Origin of the sequence: Bacillus sp. FSL K6-1106, from assembly GCF_038005245.1 — a bacterium.
In the GTDB taxonomy this organism is placed as follows: domain Bacteria; phylum Bacillota; class Bacilli; order Bacillales; family Bacillaceae; genus Bacillus; species Bacillus altitudinis.
Window position 1 is genome coordinate 842,565 of sequence record NZ_JBBOSV010000001.1, and the last position, 25,203, is coordinate 867,767.

25 protein-coding genes and 1 riboswitch are annotated in these 25,203 nt (G+C 40.5%); of the genes, 2 read left to right on the forward strand and 23 right to left on the reverse strand.

What is annotated here, in order from left to right; genetic code table 11:
* Positions 1–34 precede the first annotated feature (34 nt).
* From ypeB to MHI20_RS04360, 12 genes are all read right to left on the reverse strand, one after another.
* Positions 35–1,384: a germination protein YpeB gene (gene ypeB / locus MHI20_RS04305; RefSeq protein ID WP_008344510.1), complete on the reverse strand. Its 1,350-nt coding sequence runs from the start codon at positions 1,382–1,384 to the stop codon at positions 35–37.
* A 16-nt stretch (positions 1,385–1,400) separates the two neighbouring features.
* Complete coding sequence (sleB, locus tag MHI20_RS04310) at positions 1,401–2,312, reverse strand: spore cortex-lytic enzyme (RefSeq protein ID WP_008344509.1); 912 nt, start codon at positions 2,310–2,312, stop codon at positions 1,401–1,403.
* A 132-nt stretch (positions 2,313–2,444) separates the two neighbouring features.
* Positions 2,445–3,101, reverse strand: a complete 657-nt coding sequence (prsW, locus tag MHI20_RS04315; RefSeq protein WP_008344507.1) for a glutamic-type intramembrane protease PrsW — start codon at positions 3,099–3,101, stop codon at positions 2,445–2,447.
* Positions 3,102–3,256: 155 nt separating this feature from the next.
* Entirely contained in the window at positions 3,257–4,228 is a 972-nt protein-coding gene (locus tag MHI20_RS04320) for a YpdA family putative bacillithiol disulfide reductase (RefSeq protein WP_024718498.1), read from the reverse strand.
* 124 nt (positions 4,229–4,352) lie between these two features.
* The gene (locus tag MHI20_RS04325) at positions 4,353–5,627 is read right to left on the reverse strand and encodes a Glu/Leu/Phe/Val family dehydrogenase (RefSeq protein ID WP_007500982.1); all 1,275 of its coding nucleotides are present in this window, start codon (positions 5,625–5,627) and stop codon (positions 4,353–4,355) included.
* Positions 5,628–5,823: 196 nt separating this feature from the next.
* Positions 5,824–6,402 (reverse strand): genetic competence negative regulator, encoded by a 579-nt coding sequence (locus tag MHI20_RS04330; RefSeq protein WP_007500984.1) that lies wholly within the window; start codon positions 6,400–6,402, stop codon positions 5,824–5,826.
* Between the two features lie 164 nt (positions 6,403–6,566).
* Positions 6,567–7,355 carry a metallophosphoesterase gene (locus tag MHI20_RS04335; protein ID WP_335364297.1) on the reverse strand — a complete coding sequence of 263 codons (789 nt, stop codon included), beginning with the start codon at positions 7,353–7,355 and terminating at the stop codon, positions 6,567–6,569.
* 87 nt (positions 7,356–7,442) lie between these two features.
* Complete coding sequence (locus MHI20_RS04340; protein WP_335364298.1) at positions 7,443–7,895, reverse strand: DUF2663 family protein; 453 nt, start codon at positions 7,893–7,895, stop codon at positions 7,443–7,445.
* A gap of 64 nt (positions 7,896–7,959) precedes the next feature.
* Complete coding sequence (locus MHI20_RS04345; protein WP_340936902.1) at positions 7,960–8,724, reverse strand: LysM peptidoglycan-binding domain-containing protein; 765 nt, start codon at positions 8,722–8,724, stop codon at positions 7,960–7,962.
* Positions 8,669–9,310, reverse strand: coding sequence for a CPBP family intramembrane glutamic endopeptidase (locus MHI20_RS04350; RefSeq protein WP_017359770.1), 642 nt, complete (start codon positions 9,308–9,310; stop codon positions 8,669–8,671). Before MHI20_RS04350 ends, MHI20_RS04345 begins: the two co-directional genes overlap by 56 nt.
* The gene (locus tag MHI20_RS04355; protein WP_340936905.1) at positions 9,307–10,815 is read right to left on the reverse strand and encodes a RecQ family ATP-dependent DNA helicase; all 1,509 of its coding nucleotides are present in this window, start codon (positions 10,813–10,815) and stop codon (positions 9,307–9,309) included. Before MHI20_RS04355 ends, MHI20_RS04350 begins: the two co-directional genes overlap by 4 nt.
* On the reverse strand, positions 10,808–11,860 hold the full coding sequence (locus MHI20_RS04360) for a helix-turn-helix domain-containing protein (protein ID WP_125590257.1): 1,053 nt from the start codon (positions 11,858–11,860) through the stop codon (positions 10,808–10,810). The genes MHI20_RS04355 and MHI20_RS04360 overlap by 8 nt, the downstream gene beginning before the upstream one ends.
* Positions 11,861–12,128: 268 nt before the next feature.
* Between MHI20_RS04360 and MHI20_RS04365 the strand changes: the two genes are divergently transcribed.
* Positions 12,129–12,377: a ferredoxin gene (locus MHI20_RS04365; protein ID WP_008344492.1), complete on the forward strand. Its 249-nt coding sequence runs from the start codon at positions 12,129–12,131 to the stop codon at positions 12,375–12,377.
* 34 nt (positions 12,378–12,411) lie between these two features.
* Here the strand turns inward: MHI20_RS04365 and MHI20_RS04370 are convergent, their stop codons facing one another.
* Positions 12,412–12,993 carry an ECF transporter S component gene (locus tag MHI20_RS04370; RefSeq protein WP_008344490.1) on the reverse strand — a complete coding sequence of 194 codons (582 nt, stop codon included), beginning with the start codon at positions 12,991–12,993 and terminating at the stop codon, positions 12,412–12,414.
* 149 nt (positions 12,994–13,142) lie between these two features.
* Positions 13,143–13,275: riboswitch (FMN riboswitch) on the reverse strand.
* Positions 13,276–13,562: 287 nt separating this feature from the next.
* Between MHI20_RS04370 and serA the strand changes: the two genes are divergently transcribed.
* Entirely contained in the window at positions 13,563–15,137 is a 1,575-nt protein-coding gene (serA, locus tag MHI20_RS04375; protein WP_017359773.1) for a phosphoglycerate dehydrogenase, read from the forward strand.
* 32 nt (positions 15,138–15,169) lie between these two features.
* Here serA and MHI20_RS04380 read toward each other — a convergent pair whose 3' ends face one another.
* From MHI20_RS04380 to MHI20_RS04425, 10 genes are all read right to left on the reverse strand, one after another.
* Positions 15,170–15,817 carry a M23 family metallopeptidase gene (locus tag MHI20_RS04380; RefSeq protein WP_041507009.1) on the reverse strand — a complete coding sequence of 216 codons (648 nt, stop codon included), beginning with the start codon at positions 15,815–15,817 and terminating at the stop codon, positions 15,170–15,172.
* 100 nt (positions 15,818–15,917) lie between these two features.
* Positions 15,918–17,024: a hypothetical protein gene (locus tag MHI20_RS04385; RefSeq protein ID WP_041507008.1), complete on the reverse strand. Its 1,107-nt coding sequence runs from the start codon at positions 17,022–17,024 to the stop codon at positions 15,918–15,920.
* Positions 16,984–17,544 (reverse strand): RNA polymerase sigma factor SigX, encoded by a 561-nt coding sequence (sigX, locus tag MHI20_RS04390; protein ID WP_007501006.1) that lies wholly within the window; start codon positions 17,542–17,544, stop codon positions 16,984–16,986. The genes MHI20_RS04385 and sigX overlap by 41 nt, the downstream gene beginning before the upstream one ends.
* A 202-nt stretch (positions 17,545–17,746) precedes the next feature.
* Entirely contained in the window at positions 17,747–19,528 is a 1,782-nt protein-coding gene (locus tag MHI20_RS04395) for an ATP-binding protein (protein WP_024718919.1), read from the reverse strand.
* Entirely contained in the window at positions 19,525–20,247 is a 723-nt protein-coding gene (locus tag MHI20_RS04400; protein ID WP_003215596.1) for a response regulator transcription factor, read from the reverse strand. Before MHI20_RS04400 ends, MHI20_RS04395 begins: the two co-directional genes overlap by 4 nt.
* An 86-nt stretch (positions 20,248–20,333) precedes the next feature.
* The gene (gene ccsB, locus MHI20_RS04405; RefSeq protein WP_017359778.1) at positions 20,334–21,512 is read right to left on the reverse strand and encodes a c-type cytochrome biogenesis protein CcsB; all 1,179 of its coding nucleotides are present in this window, start codon (positions 21,510–21,512) and stop codon (positions 20,334–20,336) included.
* On the reverse strand, positions 21,496–23,175 hold the full coding sequence (gene resB / locus MHI20_RS04410; RefSeq protein WP_335352591.1) for a cytochrome c biogenesis protein ResB: 1,680 nt from the start codon (positions 23,173–23,175) through the stop codon (positions 21,496–21,498). Before resB ends, ccsB begins: the two co-directional genes overlap by 17 nt.
* A 1-nt stretch (position 23,176) precedes the next feature.
* Positions 23,177–23,707 (reverse strand): thiol-disulfide oxidoreductase ResA, encoded by a 531-nt coding sequence (gene resA / locus MHI20_RS04415; RefSeq protein WP_017359780.1) that lies wholly within the window; start codon positions 23,705–23,707, stop codon positions 23,177–23,179.
* Between the two features lie 90 nt (positions 23,708–23,797).
* Positions 23,798–24,532, reverse strand: coding sequence for a 23S rRNA pseudouridine(2605) synthase RluB (rluB, locus tag MHI20_RS04420; protein ID WP_008344472.1), 735 nt, complete (start codon positions 24,530–24,532; stop codon positions 23,798–23,800).
* 134 nt (positions 24,533–24,666) lie between these two features.
* Positions 24,667–25,203: a spore maturation protein gene (locus MHI20_RS04425; RefSeq protein ID WP_017359781.1), complete on the reverse strand. Its 537-nt coding sequence runs from the start codon at positions 25,201–25,203 to the stop codon at positions 24,667–24,669.

Consider the following 25,203-nt stretch of genomic DNA (forward strand, 5'->3'; position numbering starts at 1 on the left):
AAAAGGCTTATTCGCCTTTTCCTCGCTCCCTTTTCTATAGGTCTTTATATATAGGTTCTGCATTTTTTAGTTTATCTACTCTTTCTTCTTTTCCAGTATCTGCATTAATGAACATTCGGTACGTGTCGTTTTTAATGGTTCCTAAAAACTCATAGCAGAGAACTTCCTCTGACATATCATTTTGAACAAGAGCTACATGTGTATCCTCGATCTTCACATGTTTATTTAAGGTCTTTTCAGCTTCTTTTCGAGAAATCTTTGGTGCTTTTATGTCACGTTTTCTGTGATTCATTAAATAGTCTTTCGCTGAGAATCCCACAACCTCACCATCATCTAAAGCGACTTTCATTCGAATACTATCTGGATAAAGCAATACGTTATTCTGTAAAGGTACATAGGTAAATACGCCGATATTATCGAATTGCGCACTCTCATCTAAATGAAATGATTCGGTATCGAATCCATGCTTCTTTAAGAAACTTAGTGCTTTTTCTGAGGCATCATTTAAACTGATTTTTTGTTTTTTCACTTCACGGTTCTGAAGAAGATAGACAGGATGGCCGCCTTTTTCAGTCAAGTCTAAATAAAAGTTTGCCCGGTTGTCTGGGTCAGACATTGACAGGCTGTAGACATCACGGTTCGTTTTACTCCCACTTTTTCTCACCTTGAAATCTTTGTTATGGTCAGGCGCAAATTGCTGGGCGATGCGAATCGCTTCTTTTTTTGAAATCTTTTGCCCTTTTAAGTGATTGTAGCCTTGCGTTTCTGATTCAGTTGACACATTTGTAGGTCCAAGATCAACATCTGCAAACGCATCAGCATTTCTCTCAACGGTTTTTAATCCGTCAATGATGGTGTTGTCGTTTTTTCGATCTCCATCAGCCAGTGCCATTTCAACATCCATCCATTTTAAATTTTTGTTGAGTACGAGATGCTGCACTTGTCTAAGTTCGTTTTGAATATCTGCCGCTTGATCATATAAAGTGGTAATGGTTTTGTGTGTATCTTTGTTTAATGGTTCATCTGATAAAGATTTAAGTGACGATTTGTAGCTAAAGTCACCGACATTCGCTAGAAACTCTTCTGTTTTGTTAAAAGGCATCAATGTGAGCGGAAGCTGACTGACATTGTTATGCGCTTCTGATGACATTCTCCATACATCTGCCAGTGCTGGAGATATAGATGTTTGGCTATTCATCGCAAGTGTTGCGCCAAGTTTATCGTGCAGCTGATCGACTTGATACGTTAAATCATGGAAGGCTCTTTGATAGTTGTTCTCTGCATGAAGCAGTACTGCATCTTTTTCTTGATGCTCTTTATAGCCCCAGTATCCTGTTGAGATGACAGCAATTCCTAAAATAGCAATCAATATTCCTCTGATCATTTATTTACACCTCTTTTTATTCACAGAAAATATGTTTCCCGATTCGTTTAATTTGTGGTCTTCCCCAAATCCATGGGCTTGTTGCTGTATCAGGATTAAAGTAATAAACGGCGCTTTCAGATGGGTCCCAGCCATTAATGGCATCAAATACTGCCTTTTTAGCGGTTTCATTTGGTGCCATATAAAATTGTCCATCTGCTACAGCAGTAAACGCAAGCGGTTCAAAAATGACACCAGCAATCGTGTTTGGAAAGGTCGGGTTGTTTAAACGGTTTAAGATGACGGCTGCGATCGCTACCTGTCCTTCATAAGGTTCACCTCTCGCTTCACTATAAACAGCTTGTGAAAGAAGCTGAATGTCATTGCTTGAAAAACCACCTGGCATGTTGGCTGCTGTTTGTTTCGGCGTTTGATTTGCTTGACCATTTCCTGACTGCTTTCCAGACGAGCTGTTTCCTCCGCTTTGACTTTTTTGATTCTCTTTTGCACCTTGTGCTGTCTTTTTTTGCGTGTTTCTTTGCGCAGGAGCCTTTGTTTGCTGATCAAGAGGTTTCCCACCATAATGCGTAAACTGATTTCCTTTTTGCAGCTGCTGCTGCACAAACTCTTTATAGTATTTCGTCTTTTGAACTAATAGGCTTTTTGTTTTTTCCCCTACGAGTCCATCGACTTTCTTTACACCAAACTGGCTTTGAAAATTGCGCACGGCCCAGTAAGTTCCCCAGCCATACACCCCGTCTATTTTTCCATTGTAAAAACCATTGTATTGGAGCCTTGCCTGGAGCTCGACGACATCTTCTCCTGTAGCTCCTCGCTGAATCACTTGATTCGTGAAAGCTTCACTTTTTTCAGCTGTCATCAATGAAGACGCGAGCAGAACAATTGAGAAGATAAGGACGATTTGTTTCATAAAACGAGCTTTGTCCATATTTGATCCTCCTGTACTTTTGATGTTTGAATATATGTTTCTTCCGATCCCTATTTTTATACATTCATCACAGGAGGGAATTGGATGGAAAAGACAAAAAACGCCCTAAAGACGTATAGGACGTTTTCCAATTTAAATTTGTACCATCTTCACCGCACGGGCTTTTTTGGCTTTCCGCAGACCAAACCACCATAAAAAAATCATGAACGGCAACATAATATATCCCCAATTTTTCATGCCAAGAAGAATGAAATCATATAAGCCATGAAAAAGGATAGGAAGTATTAAAGAGAGAATCAGCCATTTTCGCTGCTCTTTTTTATCAGAGAAGCGAGCTTTACCTATATAAAATCCCATCACCACACCAAATAAAGCGTGGCTTGATACAGGCAGCAAGGCACGTGTAAACGCGTACTCTACCCCATGACCCACTAAGTACAAAATATTTTCAAGTGTCGCAAATCCAAGCGAGACACTTGTTCCATAGACAATCCCGTCATAGTGTTCATCAAACTGTACGTGCGCATAGACACTGACCATTAAAATAAACCACTTTAATGATTCTTCTAAAAATCCCGATGTCACAAATGAAATCACGATAGGATTCGTAGCGATATTTTCCTCTTGGAGGACATACTGAATAAACATGGTTGGAAACACAAGTATGACACCTAGCATAAAAGATCTGATGACCATATGAACCGGCTCATTGTCGTATTGATCTTTCAAATAAAAATAACTTAAAAGTGCGATGCCGGGAGCTAAACCTGCTGAAATGATTGCGATCATAATCAGACCTCTTTCCCTACATTATCCTTTATTATCGTACCACGAATCACCCCTTTTTTATATGACTCGAGCCCATTTTCCCAAAAATAATCTTCTATATAATCCCAATTTGCACAAAAAAGAACTGAATCCCTTAGAAGGACCCAGTTCTTTTTTTACCCGTTGATTCTTTTGTTGATTTCTTCTGCAATTAACCCGCCATGAAATCTTCCATTTTCAATGAAAATTTCGTTGGCGTTGTTACCAGCTGCAATGACCCCTGCAATGAAAATACCTTCTACATTTGTTTCCATTGTTTGTTCATCAAATGCTGGGCGACCTGATTCTGGATCGATTGTTACACCCATTTTTTCTAAAAATGAGTGATCAGGATGATAACCTGTCATCGCAAACACATAATCACTTTTCACTCGATCCGTTTGACCCTGCTGGTTTGTAAAGACAATATCCTGTTCTGTGATTTCCTTCACCTCTGCACCGAACTCCATTCGAATGGTGCCATTTCGAACAAGCGCTTCAAACTCTGGTAAAATCCAAGGTTTGATGCTGGATGAATATTCAGTTCCTCTATATAAAACCGTCACCCTGCTTCCGCATTTCACAAGTTCCAGGGCAGCATCAACACTAGAGTTCTTCCCGCCGATCACCGTCACATCTTTATCAAAGTAGGGGTGTCCTTCTTTAAAATAATGATACACATGAGGAAGGTCTTCCCCTTTTACATTCATATAGTTAGGATGATCATAGTAGCCAGTCGCAATCACAACATAGTCACATGTATAGTCGTCTTTTGATGTATTTACCGTAAAACGGCCATCTTTTTTCGTCACAGCGTTTACCTTTTCAAAAGCATTCACACGAAGGCTTTTTCGTCTGACCACCTCTCGGTAATAGGAAAGCGCCTGAATACGAACGGGTTTCCGATTTTCAGTGATAAAAGCGACGTCACCGATCTCAAGCTTTTCACTTGTACTGAAGAAGGTTTGGTGTGTAGGGTAATGATAAATACTGTTGACCACATTGCCCTTTTCAATCACAAGTGCATCAATCCCAATTTGCTTGAATGCAATGGCAGCTGATAGACCGCACGGGCCGCCTCCTATTATGATCGCTTTTTCTTGTTTCATTTGTTCCACTCCTGTCGTTTCACTGCAATAACAATTGCTGGGCTGTTTGATTCTTTGCATGATTCCATAAAAAAATCTCCTATTTAAGGATAGGAGATTTTAAGGCGCGATGCAAATAAGTCGCTTAAATCCAGCCTCTGAATCGAGAAGCTTCAGCCATTTTACGTACACCGACCATATATGCTGCTAGTCGCATATCAATACGGCGGTTTTGCGCCATTTCATAAATATTATTAAATGATTTCACCATCATATCTTCTAAACGAGTTTCTACTTCTTCTTCTGTCCAGTAGAACCCTTGGTTATTCTGAACCCATTCAAAGTAAGAAACAGTCACTCCACCCGCACTTGCAAGTACGTCTGGAACAAGCAGTACACCACGATCTGAAAGAATTTTTGTCCCTTCCAATGTCGTTGGTCCATTTGCTGCTTCTACGACAATTTTGGCTTTAATGTTCGCCGCATTATCTTCTGTAATTTGATTTTCAATGGCTGCAGGTACTAAGATATCACAATCTAGCTCAAGCAGCTCTTGGTTTGTAATTGTATCATTAAATAATTTAGTGACGGTTCCAAAGCTGTCACGTCGGTCAAGCAAGTAGTCAATATCGAGACCATCTTCATCATACAAACCGCCGTAAGCATCTGAAATTCCTACAATTTTCGCTCCGGCATCATACATAAATTTAGCCAAGTAACTTCCTGCATTTCCGAATCCCTGAACGACAACACGAGCCCCATTGATGTCAATTCCTTTTTTCTTCGCCGCTTCTTTAATACAGATCGTTACACCTTTTGCCGTTGCAGTATCACGTCCATGTGAGCCTCCAAGAACAATTGGTTTTCCTGTAATAAATCCTGGCGAGTTAAATTCATCAATTCTAGAATACTCATCCATCATCCATGCCATGATTTGAGAGTTTGTAAACACATCTGGCGCTGGAACATCTTTTGTTGGTCCAACGATTTGACTAATTGCGCGAACATATCCGCGGCTTAGTTTTTCAAGCTCCCTAAATGACATTTCTCTTGGATCACAGATAATACCGCCTTTTCCTCCGCCATAAGGAAGATCCACAATACCACATTTTAAACTCATCCAAATTGAAAGCGCTTTTACTTCTTTTTCAGTAACGTTCGGGTGGAATCGAATTCCGCCTTTTGTTGGACCGACAGCATCATTATGCTGCGCACGATAACCAGTGAAAATTTTCACCGATCCATCATCCATACGTACTGGAATTTTGACCGTTAATAGGCGAATTGGCTCCTTCAGCAATTCATACACTTCTTGCGGATAGCCCAATTTATCAAGCGCTTTATGTATGACGGTTTGAGTTGACTTTAAAACATCTAGCTTATCTTCTGCGTTATGAGCGGCGTTTTGATCGGCTGCCATTAAAATAAACCCCCTAGAAATCTTTCATGATCTACTGCTCCCTTTCAAGCAATAGTATACACCTTCGTACTGGTAAAGCAAAGGTAAAAAGCGTTTTTTATCAAAATAAAATATCAGCGTTTATAAATATAAAAATGGATATAAAAAAATACTGTTGTTTCATCACAACAGTATTAAATATAATAGAAAAAAGTGATTAAAAATACAGTTGAATCGTTTTCACTGCATCTTCCTGCATGATCACTTTTCCGTATTCTTTTAACCGGTGAATGGTTAATGTCGTCGGAGAACCGAACTCCGCTAAAATAGAAATGACCGTATCTGCAGACAGTTCTTCGAAATCATCTAGGCTGAGAAAATATTGACCTTCATAATGGTAAACTGTACCCCCTAAAAGTCCAATACGACTTAAACTATGGGACAGTTGAATCACATCTTCAAACGAGGCAAATTGATAGAGCACATGCTTGCTCTCGTCGAGCTTGACTTGCATCTCAATGTAATCTTCATCAAACTCATCATCAGCATCTTCCTGCTGACTCTTTGTCACAATGACGACCATCCCCTGCGCCTGAAGAGAAAATACTTCAACAGCAATCGGTCCATTCGCTTCAAAACCGAGCTCCTGATTCGCTTCGTTCATCATGTCTTTAAACAGCTGATGAACTTTGAACGAATCTTTCCAAAGGTCTTCTTTCGTAAGACCTCGGTCTGTCAGATCATCTAGTGTGAGAAAAATTTTGATTTTATTATAATTCAGACGCTCTAGCCGCATAACGTTCCCTCCTGCCTCTTCTAACACACATCATACTGTAGTATATGAGATGATGAGTCATAGGTTCTTAATTTTGTATTCAGTTTACACTGTGTCAAGACGGAAGACAAGCATGAAGCTATGCTTACGGTGACTTTTATGGAAAATATTGATGGGGCATCAACTTAGCGCGTTTTTAGCGGCATTAAATAGATCAGATGGGTTTCTGGTTCTGCTCCAAGACGCATCGGGATCTTTGTTGTTCCGTAACCATTACTAATCAGAAAGAAAGCACCTTTGACTTGGCCTGTTCTTCCTTTTTCATACGGACCAAATTTCCCAATACGAATTTGACCCCCATGGGTATGACCGCTCAAAACGAGATCAATTCCCTCTTCTTCACTCATCAAGTGATGCACATCTGGGTTGTGTGATAAAAGGATATTCACGTCTTCTTTGACAAACTCCGGCCGTATCGCTTCATAATCTGCTTTTTCAAGCCGGATATCATCGATTCCGCCTATTTTAATGGGCTGTCCTTCAAAATCCCACACAGCCATCTCATTTTGCAATGTCGTCACCTGATAGGTATGGAGGAGGTCTTTGAGTTTTTGCTGATGCAGCTCATGGTCGTTATTCCCCCACACAAAGTACACCGGGGCAATCCTTGCTAAACGTTTCACATTTTCTTCGACTCTAGCATAAGGGACTCCCTTTTCAGCTAAGTCCCCGCCAATCATAATGACATCAGGCTGCTGCTCTTCCACTTCCGCTAATAAAGTATCACTAATTAGACGGCGATGGGTATCAGAAATAAAGAAAATGACTGCAGGTCGATCTGACTGAAGTCCTTCTATTGTAAAGTAATGCTTTTTGATGTTGTTTTGTTTTGCCGTTTTCACCATTTTCGCTGTTACACACACACCTGTTGTCACAGCCGCTATGGCAGCAGTAAATCCGATGGCATATTTCATTATGAATGACTCCCTTGTATCAGCTTTCTTTTATAGGACGCTTGAATGAAAAAAGACGTTTCAACTGTTTAAACGTCTTTTGCTCATTTATTTACTTTCATAATAGAGGTTGATGTCATATTGCGTCTGCATGAAGTGAAAAACGGCCTCGCGCTCTTTCCACTGATTTGATTGAGGCCATAAATCTGTGCTTTTCTGTATAATTTCACATCTGAGCTTATGATATTCATCCTCAGCCTTTTCTTCTTTTTTCTTATAATAATACGATGCGTAAAAAGCAAACACTTCAGCCATGATCCAAAACAGAAACACCTCACGGCCAAGCAATGTGGCAATCATCGCTTCCGGCTGCAGGGAGCCCCCGCTATTAGCTGTTATCACAAAATAAAACAGAAGAATCGCAAGTGATAAAAGGGCTGTCCATTGCCACCTTTTGCATTGTTTTGCAAATCCCTCGTATTTGCGTTTCCTTTTGATCAATGTTTCAATCATTTTCTGTGTCGGCTGATCCATATAGCGGCTGATTGCGTGCAAAGTCATCACATACACCCTTGTCCCTTTTTTCTACATATGTATGTGCTTTGCGATTCATTCATGTCAAATATTAATTTTCTAATGGGATATTCAATACTTGCCCGCTGTACACGCTATTTCCTTTTAAATGATTGTAAGCTCGAATTTTCTCTTCCCCTGATCGGTTTTGATAATACTTCATGGAAATTCGATACAAGTTTTCCTCTGGTCCAACAGTATGCTGCACGACACGAACAGGCTTTTCTTCCTGCTTCTTCTTCTCTTCTGCTTCTTTTCGCTTTTTTTCTTCTTGCTGTTTTTGAAGAGCGAGCTGTTGCTGCTCACGCTTTTTTGCAGCTTCGGCCTTTTCACGCTCAGCCTTCTCTTTAGCGGCTTGTTCTTTTTTCTTTTGCTCTGCTTTTTCTTTTGAACGCTGCTTTTCTTTATCAGCATCTTTCTTTTTCTTCTCATCATCAGACGCATCCGCTTTGTCAGCGCTTGAATCATTTTTTGTGTCAACAAGTGCTGACGGGACTGGATCTGTGTCAGCACTCGATGTTTTATCAATATAAACACCTTGATTGTTGTTATCGTTAATTTCCTTTGATGTGTAATAAATCAACAGGAAGAAAACCGTGACGACAATAATAGGAAAGATAATAGCCAGTGTCGTAAACAATGGATTACGCACCTTTTTGGTTCGCTGCTTTTTATATTCATGAAAATCTTCTCGTGTAGGAAAGTGAGAGTCATCTGAAGGATGCACTTTTTCTTCTTCAAAATTTTTCTCTACATCATCATCATGGATGTTTGTCAGCTGCTGCTTTTTTCTCTTCATTCTCGACATTTCTTCCATGTTCATCCCTCCCCCAATATTTAAAACGAATTTGACATGCAAAGACTAGGTCAATGACAAAGTGTGTCATGACAGGAACGAATAAATTTCCTGTCCACTCGTATAAAAGTCCTAAAAAAATACTAATAGAAACCACAAGGATAAACAAGAGTATTTTTGACAAATAGCGAAAGTGAAGAAGTGCAAACACAATGCTTGCAATCTCCAGTCCAAATTGCTGCTGAACGATCCCGCGAAATAAAATTTCTTCTGAAAAGGCAATGAGCAGCGTTAACCAAACAATATGCAGGATGCTGCGGTTTTTGAACATTTTTTCATTTAATCCGCCATCATCATACATATGAGCCGGAAACACCTTCATGACAATAGCGTCGACAATAATCACAAGCAAAGCGCCGCCAATTCCGTAAGTCAGGATACGCATATCTCGGATCTGCCATAAGGCTGTAAAATCAGTCCAATGATCAAACATAAACATCCCTAGTAAAAAAGAGACAATCAGCATGAGCAGCTGTGTGAAATACAACTGTTCTACTACTTGTCGATCGGTTAATTTTTCAATAATACGGCGATGTTGTTCAATCAATGCTGCGCCTCTTTTGTCAGGTGAAACAGACGATTCAGCTCGGTCTTCCAGTGTTTCATTTCATTCAGCTCCAATGGTTGATCTTTTTTTTCGTAATCAGACAGGTCAAGTCCGCATGAAGAGCAGCAGTTCCCAAAGGAAGCGTCCTCCGTTAGATCAAGCTGCTCATCAAAGTATGATAACAGAGATTGCCTAAAGCAGCGATGGCCAGTGATATGCTCTTTAAACTGCCACACTTTTTTTAACTTTTCTGTTTGTCTATCCTGCAGCTTTTCTTTCAGCTTCTTCATGAGCAAACGAGGCTGTTCAGTTTGGTACATCGTGTAATAATGCGAGAGCATTCGCGCGCGCGTCTCCTGAAGCCCTGCTTCCATCAATTGTTCACGTAATTTCTTTTCATCATTTATCGGCATGTGTGATAATCGGGCTAAGAAAAAATCAATTTCTGGATCATCAAAACCTTCTGCTTGAATCAAATGACTTTGAATATCCGCATCCTCTTCTGTATATAAAAGAACGCTCACACTATTTTTCCCGTCCCGTCCAGCTCTTCCAATTTCCTGCATAAATGCTTCAATTGACTGAGGCGGACTCATATGAATCACAAAGCGTATATTTGCTTTATCAATTCCCATTCCAAAAGCACTTGTACAGCAAATGAGATCAATTTGACCACTGATAAATTGCTGCTGGATCAGCATGCGGTCCCCTGACTCCATTCCGCCATGATAAAACTCTACACGTTGATGCGTTTTTTGTTTCACCAAACGTGAGATATCTTCTGTCATTTGCCGGGTCGGACAATAAATCAGCCCAGGCCCTTGAAGGGTTTCCACAAGCTCCAGTGCTCGTTTCTCTTTTGCTTCTTTCGTTTCATGCGCCTCTTTTAATAGTGCAATATTCGGCCGGTTGACTGAATGAATATGAACATCTGGATGCTCTAGCCGCAACGTTTGCACAGTATCTTTTAAGGTTTGTTTCGTTGCAGTTGCCGTTAGTGCTAAGGCGACAGGATTGCCGAGCGCTTCCCTCCATTCCCCAAGCTTGGAGTATTCCGGGCGGAAATCATGTCCCCATTCCGATATACAGTGAGCTTCATCTACAACGAATAGACCCACATGCATCGCTTTGAGCTGCTCTAACAATGCCTCTGACATAAGCGCCTCAGGTGCGACAAATAAAAATTTATATGATGGCAAATGCCGAATAATATGTCTTCTTTCTTGAAAAGACAGTGTACTGTTAAGCGCAGCTACTCGCTTTTCACCGCGCATTTTCATGCGTTCCACTTGATCTTCCATGAGTGATAAAAGAGGTGAAATGATCAGCACTAACCCGTCTGTCAAATAGCCCGGAATTTGATAACAAAGTGACTTCCCGCCACCAGTAGGAAGCATGGCAACCGTATCTTTTTGTTGAAGTACACTTCGAATAATGTCCTCCTGACCTGTTTTGAAGGCATCATAACCAAAGTATCGCATCAGCGTCTGATGAAGCTTATCCACTTGCTTTCACCATCCTTGTCAATGCCAATCGTATTTGAAAATAAGTAAATGAATGCTCGAGACTTTCTTTGATCAGCTTCATCTTGTTGGTTTGGAGCTGACCGGCTACCTCATGTATCGCCTTTTGAGCTTCACTGCTGACATATGGTTCGATCGAGAAGCTCGGCTCATGTATCGAGAGCTCCACAATATGATCTTCAATTGTCGCTTTTTTTAGTGAACGAATATGAGCAATTTGATCAATACTGAACCCTTTTTGTACAAGCTCAAGCGTTTTATGAGTAGAGGTGGTCAGCACACGTTTGAATTGAAGATCATCTATCATTCGCTGAATGATCGGTGCCTCACCTTTTTTCGCACATTGAATAAAATAATGGAGCACATTCCAAAAAAGCAAGTAAACATACCATACATCTTCTTTCATCCATTCCGCCATTTGCTGGTACGTCCGTCCGATTCTTTCATTGGAAGTCAATGAATAAACAAAAAGCAGTGCCTCTTGATCAGTTAAATGAGCCAGAAGTGTTTCAAGCTCATGATGGATATCTTCAGAAAGCTTTTTCTTCTGATGATATTGCGAGAAGAAGGATTTCGTCCAGTTTTGAACCGATATATCTCTTTGAATCGGCACATAGTGTTGTGACCGCGCTGCATGATGTGAAAGGACCTGCACAAGTAAAGACAGCCTCATCCATAATATTTTTGCTTTATCATGATACTTGGCACCATCAAAATAAACTGGCATCGGTTTTTCAGCAAAACGCTGACTTAGCATACTTATTCCTTCATCTGTGGCAATGAATGTATCCTCTGTATTTCTGATAAAGTGTTGCTCTAGCAGCCTTTTTACAGAGCGGTTCAGCTGATCCCTCGTAAAAGCTGGATAGCAGCCGAAGTAGCTAGAGAGCTGAAACAAACTTGCATCCTGTATCGTTTGAGATGATTTTTTTCCTTTAAAGAGATGGTAGACAGCACTAATGGAGCGTTCGCCGTTCAATTTATGTACGCTGTCCATCAACATGACATCCAAGTAATGAATCGTCATTGACCAAAGCACCTGTCTTCCTGACAAAATTCGAATATTTTCTCCCTTTATTTTAACAGATTTCATTGAAGAAGAAATGTTTAAACTCAATTAATGGGGGAAAGTTATGAACAAACCCTTATGTGATAAGCATTCTCAATCACTTTACAGTTGAAATGTGAATTTAAAATCATTACAATAAGGTTTGAGGAAATTGGTTTTTTATCGGTGAAACTAAAAAGGTTAAACCATTTGTTCCATCGAACAATCTGGGAGGTATTTTTTTAACATGGCAAAATATACAATTGTAGACAAAGACACATGTATTGCTTGCGGCGCATGCGGTGCAGCTGCTCCAGACATTTATGATTATGATGATGAAGGCATTGCATTTGTCACGCTTGATGACAATCAGGGGACTGTAGAAGTTCCAGAAGTACTTGAAGAAGATATGCTTGATGCATTTGAAGGTTGCCCAACTGACTCAATTAAAGTTGCGGACGAAACTTTCGATGGTGATCCACTTAAGCATGAATAGGATAAAAGCCCCTTTAAAAGGGGCTTTTTTTATATTAACTATTTTGAAGTCGGCGTTTATTTTCAAACCATGGACGCATTTTGACAAAAATGAAACTAAAGACGATGGTGATGATGATTCCTTTAATCAGGTTAAAAGGCAAGATCCCTGCTGTAATGGTTGCCTTTAGCACATGATCTGACAGGACGGGTGCATTCAAAAACCATGTATAAGCAGGAAGGAACAAGAAATAGTTTAAGATGCTCATCATGACTGTCATGAGTAATGTTCCGAGAATCATGGACCACGCTAACCCTCTTGCTGATTTAATCTTTTTAAAAATAAAAGCCACCGGTAAGATGAATAGTACACCTGCTGTAAAATTCGCTACTTGATCCACAGGAACACCGGACATGCTACCATGAATGAGGTAGTGCAATAGATTCTTTAAAGCTTCAACAGCAATCCCAGCACCTGGCCCATAAATTAAAATCGCAATAATCGCAGGAATGTCACTAAAATCAATTTTTAAATACCCAGGAAGCCCAGGGAAAGGGAAATTCAATAACATTAATACAAATGCGATACTGCTAAGCATGCTGATGACAACTAAACGTTTTACTTTACTTTGATTCAATATTCTCTCTCCTTTTCGATCAAATCTTTCGAAAAGAGGATTGTTCAATTTTAGCCACAAAAAAACCGCTCTGAATACATACACAGGAGCGGGAAATTTAGGCTACACAAATAAACGTATAAACAGACATGTTTTCAACGTTTACGAACCTCCATCTTCTCCCATCCAGACTATACTGTCGGCTTCGGAATCACACCGAATCCTGCCAAAAAAGGCTCGCGGGCTTAGAGACTATGCCTCATCACCGCCGGTAGGGAATTACACCCTGCCCCGAAGATTGATCATTATTCAATTCGACATCATTATATATGATATATGAGCATTTGTACAGATAAAAATCCTGAGCAAATTCATCAGTTTTAAGAAATCGTAAAAAACCTAAAATTTATAATGACAAATGCGTAAAAATTGGTTATCTTTTGTTTAAAGGTGTCCATTCTTGATCAAGACACTAAAAAATGTTCGTGTTTTCTTTTTCGCTTTACTGCTTTAATTTGATTGACACAGTGAAAAGGAATATGGTAAATTATCAGATATTTATGACGTTTATTTTAGGAGGAAATCTTACGATGTTTCGAGTATTAGTCTCAGATAAGATGAGCAATGATGGTCTTTTACCACTATTAGAATCAGATTTTGTTGAAATTGTTCAAAAAAATGTAACAGAAGCAGAAGATGAATTACACACGTTTGATGCCTTACTTGTCAGAAGTGCCACAAAAGTGACAAAAGAACTTTATGAAAAAATGACTTCATTAAAAATCGTTGGCCGTGCCGGTGTGGGAGTCGACAACATTGACATTGATGAAGCGACAAAACACGGTGTGATTGTCATCAATGCACCAAATGGGAATACGATTTCAACGGCAGAGCATACGTTTGCGATGATCTCATCTCTCATGCGTCATATTCCTCAAGCGAATATTTCTGTGAAATCAAAAGAATGGAACAGAGGCGCATATGTTGGTGCTGAGCTTTACGGAAAATCTCTTGGGATTGTTGGCTTAGGCAGAATTGGAAGTGAAATCGCCCAGCGTGCAAGAGCATTTGGCATGACGGTCAACGTATTTGACCCTTTCCTCACAAAAGAACGTGCCGAAAAAATTGGTGTCAATGCAAAATCACTTGATGAAGTGCTTGAAGTATCAGATATTATTACGGTACATACACCTTTAACAAAAGAAACTAGAGGACTTCTCAATAAAGAAACAATCGCAAAAACGAAAAAAGGTGTTCGTCTAGTGAACTGTGCACGCGGCGGCATCATTGACGAACGAGACCTTCTTGAAGCACTTGAAAATGGTCATGTCGCAGGGGCTGCACTCGATGTATTTGAAGTAGAACCACCTACTGAGAATCCACTTGTGGATCATCCAAACGTCATTGCCACTCCGCATCTTGGTGCATCTACAAAAGAAGCACAATTAAATGTGGCGGCACAAGTCTCTGAAGAAGTTCTTCAATTTGCAAAAGGACTCCCGGTCATGTCATCTATTAATCTACCAGCGATGACAAAAGACGAGTTCAAAAAAATCCAGCCTTATCATCAATTTGCGGGAAAACTTGGACGTCTTGTTTCTCAATCGATGAGAGAACCTGTAAAAGAAGTCAGCATTTCATATGAAGGATCTATCGCAAAACTCGAAACATCATTTATTACAAAAAGTCTGCTTTCTGGCTTTTTGAAAGAGCGTGTCGATTCGACTGTAAATGAAGTCAATGCAGGTATGGTGGCAAAAGAACGCGGCATTAGCTTTAGCGAGAAAATTTCTTCAAGCGAATCTGGCTATGAGAACAGCATTTCCATTGAAGTCAAAGGTGACCTTTCCACCTTTACATTAAAAGCAACGTATATCCCGCATCTAGGTGAACGTGTCGTTTCTATTAATGGTTTCAATATTGACTTTTACCCAGATGGGCACCTTGTCTATATTCAGCATACTGACGCACCTGGTGTGATCGGTCAAGTTGGAAAGATTTTAGGCGACCACGATGTGAACATTGCGACAATGCAAGTAGGCCGTAAAGAAAAAGGCGGCGAAGCCATCATGATGCTTTCTTTTGACAAGCACCTTGAAGATGAAATTGTCCAAACGTTAACTGAAGTAAGCGATATTCTTTCTGTGCGTCTGATTGACCTATAAAAAATGGTAAACCTCATGCAAAAGCATGAGGTTTATTTTGTTGAAACGATTAAACGTTCACCTGTACGTATGAGATGCGTTGTCAGTGCATTGATTTTCTTCAATTGATCAACGGTCATTTGATGTGCTTTAGCAATGGACCAGAGCGTGTCCCCTTGTTGTATGACATATGTATGTTTCTCATATCCATCTACATGAAGGGCTGGCTCTTGGAAACGATCTCTTGCAATGATTGTGAGCGGATCTACTGCATCTTCTTTACTAACTGACCAATGACCCCTGTGCACCTCAAAATGCAAATGAGTGCCCCTAGAAGCGCCTGTGTTGCCTATGATGCCGATCGGCTGTCCTGTTTGTACATGGTCACCATTCTTCACAAAACGCGCATTTAAATGCGCATAGACGGTTTCATATCCATTTGGATGCCGAATAAATACAACTTCACCATATGTAGCAGATACATAGGAACGAGTGACCACACCTTCGCTAGCAGCCAAAATGGATTCTCCTTCCGGTGCAGCAATGTCTAACCCCTTATGCGAACCACCTCTTGTCCCAAACAAATCAGTGACTTCACCTTTGATTGGTTCCACCCACTCGGTTGTTTTCTCTGCACGGGCAAACGGTGATAAGGTCACGAACAAGAAACAGCTAGCACATATGTAGCAATACCTTTTCATCAGTGACTTCCCTTCTTTGAAGTTCTTTTCATGACAGCTTAGTATACCTCAAGGAAGCCCTTTTCTATACATGAAAAAAGAACGCAATAAGTTGCGTCCTTTAGCGTTCTTTGATAACAACTGGGTTTGGCAATGCCGGTACCTCTAGCGGTTCTTTTAATTCATATGGGCCTACTTGATCTGTTCCTGCATTTTGTATCGTGACATCTGTAAAACCGAAATCTTTCGCTGTGAGCAGCAGTCCTTCAATAAGTAAAATATGATCAATTGAGTCCGTTAATTGTGCTGATGCTCCAAACGTGATGGTTGCATGTTTTCCTTTTGATGTCACCTTTTGAATAGGCTCTTCTTTAATGAGTGGATCGAGTCCTGCATCATTCGTCCGCTTCATCGCCTCTACCGCATCTTTATAAGAAGGATAATCATCTTTTGACGGCACCAAAAATGTCCCGCTCTTATTTTCTAAAACGTAGTAAGCGTGCTTTGTTTGTTTATTAATTGAAATGGTACCAAGACGGCCATTCGTCCCTAATTGAAGGTGCGAGCCATTGACAGACTTGACCTGTACTTGTTTATATTGGCTCCATTTTAACGTTTCTTTGACCATGTCTTTAAAACGGTTGGCTTCTTTTAATGTATCAAGAGACAAATCATTTTTCAGCTGAAAAATCAGTGTGTCCCCTTTTTCACTCACATCCACCATATCCATATAGGCTTGAAGAGGTTTTGTCATTTCAGGCAGCTCCAGTTTTTCATATGTATCAAGAAGCGCCTGCACATCATCATGCTTATTTTCTTTTTGAATACTGATTGGGACAACTTGAGAAGTCGATTCATCTATGTATGAAATCGTCATATACTTTTCTTTGTCAGATGCATAAGCAACATGTGAAGGATCATTTGTGTTTTTTACCGCCTCTAATGTAGCATTCACCTGTCCTTTTTCAGCACTCGAGTCCATTTTCACTTTCTTTATATCTTGAGCAGCCGGCTGAAATAAATGAGGAGAAATCAAAAACGCCATAAATAAGACCACAACGGTTGCGACCGCTGGACCGATCCATCTGGCACTTTTCTTTTTCTTCCCGCTTGCCATCAGCATTTGCTGGTAAATCTGCTTAGATGAACGGTTGTCCTCCACCTTTGGAAGCTGACTGAGTAATACTTTAATTCGTTCTTCGCTCCAATTGGACCTGTTCGTTTTCATTCACTAGCTCCTCCTTCAAAAGCTCCATATGTTTTCGGAGCACTTTCAGGCCTCGGTGCTGCGTTGTTTTGACTTTGCTTTCCGAGAACTTTAGCGCCTTGGCCGTCTCCATGATTGAGTAGCCTTGGATAAACCTTAAAATGATGACGGCTCGTTGATCAATGGTGCAATGATCAAGTGCGGCATAAATTTCTTTGATATTTTCATCCTGTACAGCCAATTCATCTGGGAGCAGGTCTGGATCTTTTACATCCTGTTTATCCCAATCAAACGTGCCAAGCACCCGTTGTCTGATGGTTTGCTGTTTGCGAAACCAGTCAATTGCCACATGCCTTGCAATTGAAAACAGCCATGTTTTCTCGCTGCTTCTTCCTTCAAAAGTTTTATATGAGTGAAGTACCCGAATGTAAACCTCCTGAACGAGATCCTCTGCCTGATTTTTATCTTTTACCATATAAAATAAAAATTGGTACAAATCTTGATGGTACGAATCATATATTTTTTGAAAGGTTTCATGCATAGGAAACCCCTCCGTTCACTTATTTTTGTCGAGTGACTCTCACAAAACGTTACATTACAACTTTATGACAAATATATTACAAGATCGACAATTTGGAAAGGGCTTTTAGTTTAACTTCTCCTTAAAAATATGAAAATAGAAAAAACACTTCATTTTCTTTCGAAAAGAAGTGTTTCTCATGTAACAAGATTCTTCGTCAAGATTAGACGAGTTCCTGCTTTTTTTTCGGAATATAGAAAGTGAAGTGAGTACCTGTTCCAGCTTTACTATGTGCATGAATGGAGCCTTGATGCGCTTCTACGATGTTCTTCACAATCGCAAGGCCCAGCCCCGTACCGGAACGTCCTCTTGTTCTTGCTTTATCTGCTTTATAGAACCGTTCAAAAATAAACGGGAGATCCTCTTCAGGAATGCCGCTTCCCGAATCTTTCACATCCATCTTGAGCCCATTTTCCACCGATTGAACTGAGAAGTGAACTTCTCCGCCTTCTGGTGTATGACGAATGGCATTATCGATGAGATTTGTAAAAACCTGTTCTATTTTATCTGGATCAAATACAAAATACGGTTCTTCTACTTGAATTTCATACGTCAGGTTGATTTGTTTTTCTTTCGCAATTCCAAGGAATTTACGGTAGATTTTTTCAGTCAGCTCTTCTGTATCAGTTGATTCAAGATTCAGTGTAATATGACCAGCTTCCATACGTGCGAGATCGAGAAGATCATTCACAAGACGACCCATTCGAAGTGATTCATCATAGATAATTTGGGCAATCTCTTTCTTTTCCTCTTCTGATCCGGCAATGTCATCGACAATCGCTTCACTATAGCCCTGGAGCATAGCAATAGGTGTACGGAGTTCATGACTGACATTTGCAATGAAGTCTTTTCTTAGCTTATCCAGTCTTCTCTCTTCTGTCATATCGCGAAGTACCGCTACCGCCCCTCTGACATCTTGCTGGTTATAAAGCGGAGACATGAGAAGAACCCAAGTACGCCCTTGCAGCGTGACTTCGATCATTTGCTCTTTTTCCGTACTGACGGCAGTATGAAACAATTCACGCGCTTCTGGCGGCAGTTCATCCCCATCTTTGATCTTCATATTTTGCTCGTAATACCAAGCCTGCAAGAATCTTTCTGCAGGAGGGTTTGTCATGAGGATCGTTCCATCAATATTGATCGTGATGACACCGTCTGCCATACTGCTGAGAATGTTGGACAAATGTTCTTTTTCTTGATTTAAAGCGGTTATATGAAATTTAAGCTGCTTACCCATTTGATTAAAGGCGATCGCCAGTTCCCCAATTTCATCTTGCGTTAAAATAGGAATCTTTGTATCAAATTTCCCTTTCGCCAAATCTTGTGCTCCCTCTCTCATCTTTCTGAGAGGATAGGTGACACGAGTGGATAAGAAGAAAGCGAAAATCGTGGTGAGCACAATCGCAATTCCGGCTGCGAGGAAGATATAACGCGTCGTATGTTTTGTTGTCTGCTCTACTGCGAGGAGGGATTGAGAAAGAAAGACCATCCCTTTCTTTCCGTTCGCCTCGTAAGGAACACCTACTACAATGCGCTCATCCTTCTGATTGCCTGTATCAGATTCAGCTCGTTTACTGATTTTTTTTCGTTCTGTCAGTGCCCTGTTCAAATCTTTGTCTGCTTCAATTTGTTCTTTTGTGATCGCAGGAAGCTTCCCGCCTTTTTCAGACGAATACCATTCTAGTCCATCCTCTTGAACAATCGCGATACTTGTCAATTTATCAGCTAGTTCTGATGTAATCGATCTTGCAAGCGATTGATCCTCATGGCTTTCTAAAATGACTGCTACTTTGTTGGCCATTTGTGTTAAATCAGACTTTGCTTCTTCCACATGGTAATTCTCAATGAACTCTAAAAGAAGCACAGTTAAAATCGATAAAACAATGAGCACGAGGAAAAGAATGGTTAACCATAGCTTTCCGACGACACTTTTCCACAGCTTCATTCAGCGCCGACCTCAAATTTGTACCCGACACCCCATACTGTCACGATTTTTTTCGCTGCTTCTGGTGACACTTTATTCAGTTTTTCACGAAGCCTTTTGACGTGAGTATCCACTGTTCTCAGATCCCCAAAGAATTCATACTGCCACACTTCTTTGAGAAGCTTTTCCCTGTCATAGACCTTATCCGGCGTTTTTGCCAAGAAGTACAAAAGTTCGTATTCTTTCGGCGTGAGGCTGACTTCTTTTCCATCTGCTGTGACCCGGTGTGCATCATGATCAATGGATAGATGAGAAAACACGAGAACATCTTTTGTGGTTGTTCCAGTATTAAGGTATGACGTTTGAGACGATCTTCTTAACAGTGCTTTCACACGAAGAACCACTTCACGGGGGCTGAAAGGTTTGACGATATAATCATCCGTTCCTGCCTCAAAGCCTTGCACACGGTTAGCTTCCTCACCTTTTGCTGTCAGCATAATAATTGGTGTGGCTTTTTTATCTCGGATTTGATTACACACTTCAATCCCATCTGTCCCAGGCATCATTAAATCAAGCAAAATGAGGTCATAATCGGTTTGAAGTCCTTTTTGAATGGCTTCATCCCCATTTTCCGCTTCATCAATTTCATAATTTTCCCGTTCTAAATACATTTTTAAAAGGCGACGAATTCTTGCCTCATCATCGACGACTAATATTTTCGTTTGAGTTGTGTGTTCCATTAGACAATCCTCCTGCTTTCTCCGTTGTTACATACATTTTAACAAAAAGCCGAATCGAATCATAAAAGTTGGCCTTTTTCATGCGATTACGCGTAAGAATGAAGCCCCGCAATCACTAGGTTGACAAAGATGAGGTTAAACATAATGATCGCAAATCCGATTACAGCAAGCCAAGCGGACTTTTCACCATGCCAGCCTCTTGATAACCGAAGGTGGAGATAGGCGGCGTAAAATAAAAATGTAATTAAAGCCCACACTTCCTTCGGGTCCCATCCCCAGAATCTCGTCCATGCAATTTGCGCCCAGATCATCGCAAAAATAAGGCCGCCTAACGCAAATACAGGGAAACCAATGGAAACAGCCCTGTACCCAATTTCATCGACTAAATCGAGATTCACCTGTCTTACGAGCGGCTGAAGCAGCGCACTTAGTCGTTTTCGAATGATCAATCTTAGCAGTCCATAAATGATCAGCCCAACGCCAAATGACCACAGCACTGTATTCACCTTTCTACCTGAAAAAACAGGCGGCAGATCAACTACAGGCTCTAAACGATCTTTTGTGATAAGTTCTCCTTTATGAGGTCCTACTAAGGCAGGAAGCTCATAGACCATGACGCTCTCTTCTTTATTTTTATCTACCCAATTAAATTTCGCTTCATACCCTGTCATTCTAAAGATGGACGTGACAGCGATAAATGCAAGGGTGACCACAATCATAAACATGACCAGCTCTAAGCCAAAGGTTTTCTTCCCCGGTTTTGTTTGATCGACATGCTTCAAAAGAAAAATCACACCTGCCACAAAACTGATCGCCAAAATGGCTTGACCAAGCGCTGCTGTCGTGACGTGAATATATAGCCAATTACTTTGAAGCGAAGGAATCAGCGGTGAAATATCCGATGGAAACATGCTTGCATAAGCAATGATTAATAAAGCGATTGGAAGTGTGAATAAACCTAGCACAGACACTTGATAGACAAAATATAAAATAATAAATGCGAGCACCAGCATCATGCCAAAGGCTGTGGTGAATTCAAACAGATTACTGACTGGTGCGTGACCAGACGCGATCCATCTTGAAATAAAATAGCCAAATTGACTCAAAAAACCGATGATGGTGAGCGTTATGCCGATAAGTGCCGCCTTGTTTTTGCGCGGACCCTCTTCTTTCTTTTTTCCTTTAATGGCCCCTCCAAAAAAAGGAACTGCTGCTAAATACAATAGAAAAGCTGCAAATAACAGGTTTTCACTGACTGCCGCCATCTAATCCTTCCCCCTTGCTTTTGCTGATACTTGTTGTATCAGGCAGTTCTTTTTGATCCACTGGCTGTTTGATGCCACTGCCATGCAGTAACACCTTGAGATCAGACTTTAAGCCGAACCAGTTTTTGTTTGTATGTCCTGCCACAAACACTTTTCCATCCTTTGCCGACAGCCAGATTCTTCTATGCTGCCAGTACATCCCTTGTACGACACCAATCATAAAGATCATTCCGCCAACAATAAGTACCCAGAGTGTTAAGTCTTTTCGAACCGTTAAACCTGTCACGTTTTTTGTTTCAACCCGGTCAAATTTCATTTTATAAAGATTGTTATCAGAACCCTCTACTGTCTCTTGAATCGCGACAAAACTTTTTTCACCTTTTGGTTTTTCAGGAGAGATCATTTCAAATACGAACGCAGGATTATTCGGATTCCTCGTTTTCGTACTAGGTGTGCCATCTTCGTCAAAATAAAAATCAGGCAAATAACTCATCACCTTGACTTTGTAACCGCTACCAAGATCATATTCTGACTTAGGCTCCAGCAGATTAATCTTCACTGTTCCGAAAGATTTCTCAGTATCTTTTCGAATCAGCTGAAAGACCATTTGATCGAGTTCATTTTGTTTAAAATCCACTTGATATAATGAGAAATTGTCAAACTTAAGCGGTTCATTCACTTTAATATCGTGTTCTGTTACCTGCTTCAGCTTTGGCTTTTCACCAAAAACAACTTCCCCTTCACGTTTATATAAAACGGCATCGGTTTTATAACTTTTGACGACTTGACCATCGCCAGCCTTTTCAATAGCATTTTCAAAGACTTCTTTTTCTTTTTCAGATTCATAGCGGTCAATTGAAAACGCATTATTCTTTAAGAAGTATTGGCCTCCCGTCCCTGGGATTGGTGCCGTTTCGCCTTCTCTTACCCATAATGTTTCATCCACGTACATTCCTGGGACAAACCGAAGCATGGATCCAATGAGAAATATAATTAATCCAATATGATTGATGTAAGGTCCCCAGCGGGAAAAGCGGCCTTTTTCAGCTAAAATATGTCCATCTTCTTCTCGTACGCGGTAACGCTTTTGTTTCATTTTACTAACGATGCCTTCATATGTATGTTGATCTAATGTTTGATTTGTTTCGCTGAAAAGACGCTGCCTTCTCATAAAGCCTTCTTTTTTGACAACCCCTTGATTTTTGAGTGCGCGATAAAGTGGAATCACTCGATCAAGGCTGCAAATCACAAGGGAAATTCCGATAGATGCGACAAGGGCTAAAAACCACCAAGAATTATAAAGATCATGGAATCCAAGGATGTAATATAACTTGCCAAACGACCCATATTGCTCCTCATAATAAGTGGAAGCTGATGCACCTGGCGGAATAAACCGCTCCTGCGGAAAAATAGTTCCTAGCGAAGAAGCTAACAGTGTGATGACAATGAGCCACACACCCACTTTTACGGAAGAAAAAAAGTTCCATACTTTATCAACAATCGTTTTGTTGTATGTTTGCGAGCGTCTTGCACTGCCGTCATATCTCATATCAAGCAGTTTTGATGAATTTTTCTCTTTTACTGAAATGGGATTCCCGCATGATTCACATAGAACAGTACCGATTGGATTAATATGTCCACACTCGCACTTTACCTCTTTCATTCTATGACCCCTTTGGTTTAATCAAATTCATATATTCATAGACATTACGTTCTGTCATCGTCCCCTTTATGACTTTGATTACTTTGCCTTCAGGATTAATTAAAAATGTGGTTGGCAGTGGCGTAATATCATATGCCTCTGTCACTTGACGATCTTTGTCCATGGCAACAGGAAAATTCACGCCATAAGCATCCATAAAGTTCTTCACAGCAATATTGGATTCCCCCACATTCACGGCAACAATTTCGACACCGCGATCCTTGAACACTTCATACTGATTTGCCATATAAGGGAATTCCTGCTTACATGGACCGCACCATGTACCCCAAAAATTGAGAAAGACGCCTTTGCCTTTTAAGTCCTTTAATTCAATCCGTTCCCCATCTACCGATTGAAGGACAAAGTTCGGCGCAATAGATCCTTCTTTGATTTGATCCTGTTTGGCAAATACTGAGTTATACATCGTATAACATAGTGCAGCAAGCATCACGAGGAGAATGCCCGTCCGTATGAAAAATCGTCTTTTCTTCATCTGAAGTACCCCTTCCCCATAGACATTCAGGTAAATTATAGCATTCTCCTTCTTTTGATGCTTCTTCATTTTTTGAAGTTTATGTGAAAATTAAAAAGCGCTTTTCCCATGATCCGCAATCGCTCTTAGGCGTTTTACTTCATGCGGCGTCAATTCTCTGCGATCTCCTGGTCTCATGCCTTCAATATGAAGGAAAGCATATTGCTCTCTTTTGAGTTTTAAAACGTCGTGACCGATTGCTTCAAACATGCGGCGAACCTGTCTGTTTCTGCCTTCATGAATGGTTAATTGCACAATACATGTTTGCTTTCGTTTATCAATCGAGAGCATTTTGGCACGGGCAGGTGCTGTTTTTTTATGGTCTAACATGATTCCTTTTTCTAACTTTCTAAGCAATTCTTTTGAAGGGATGCCTTTTAGTTTCGCTGCATACGTTTTATCAATTTGATATTTCGGATGCATGAGCTTATGGGCAAATTCGCCATCATTTGTAATCAAAATTAAACCGCTCGTATCATAATCCAACCGGCCGATCGGATACAGACGCTGCGGAACATCATCAAAGAAGTCTGTCACGACTTTGCGTCCTTTATCATCCTCGGCAGCTGAAATGACGCCGCGCGGTTTATAAAGCATAAAGTAAACCGGTTCTTCTCTTTCAAGCTTTAAGCCATTGACTTCAATTTTATCTGAAGAGCCCACCTTTACTCCGAGCTCTGTCACTGTTTCACCATTAACGGTAACTCGTCCTTCTTTAATTAATTCTTCAGCCTTTCGTCTAGAAGCGACGCCGGCATGGGCAATTACTTTCTGTAAACGTTCCATTTGTCTTTCACCTCATGTACTATCTTACTTGCTTGGATTGAAACAAACAAGCATTCGTGGAAAAATAAGCGTTTCATCTGTCTAATTTCAACAAAAAAGCTATTTTCCATCCACGAAATAAAAAAAGCACCTGATTAGGCGCCGCTAAATAACAAACTGACGATAATAATTGATGCAATGATCCCAATCAGGTCTGCAAGCAGCCCCACTTTCAGTGCATCTCCCATTTTTTTAATACCAACTGCTCCAAAATAGACGGTTAAAATATAAAGGGTCGTATCCGTTGACCCTTGCATAACGGCGGCAAGCTTGCCGATAAAAGAGTCTGGACCATAAGTCGCAATTAAGTCTGATGTCATACCAAGCGCCGCTGTTCCTGATATAGGACGAATAAGCGCAAGCGGCACCACTTCTGTAGGAACACCAATCGCTGTAAACACAGGTTTCAATAATTCCATGACAAAATCAAGGGCACCTGATGCTCGGAAAATCGTAATGGCGACAAGCATACCGACTAAATACGGAATAATTGAAAAGGCAATTTGAATGCCTTCTTTCCCGCCTTCTACAAATGTTTCGTACGTCGGTACTTTTTTAATCGTCCCTGCAATCAATATTCCTGCGATGATCAGTGGAATCAAAGCAAGTGACAGCCAGTTAATAAATGCCAC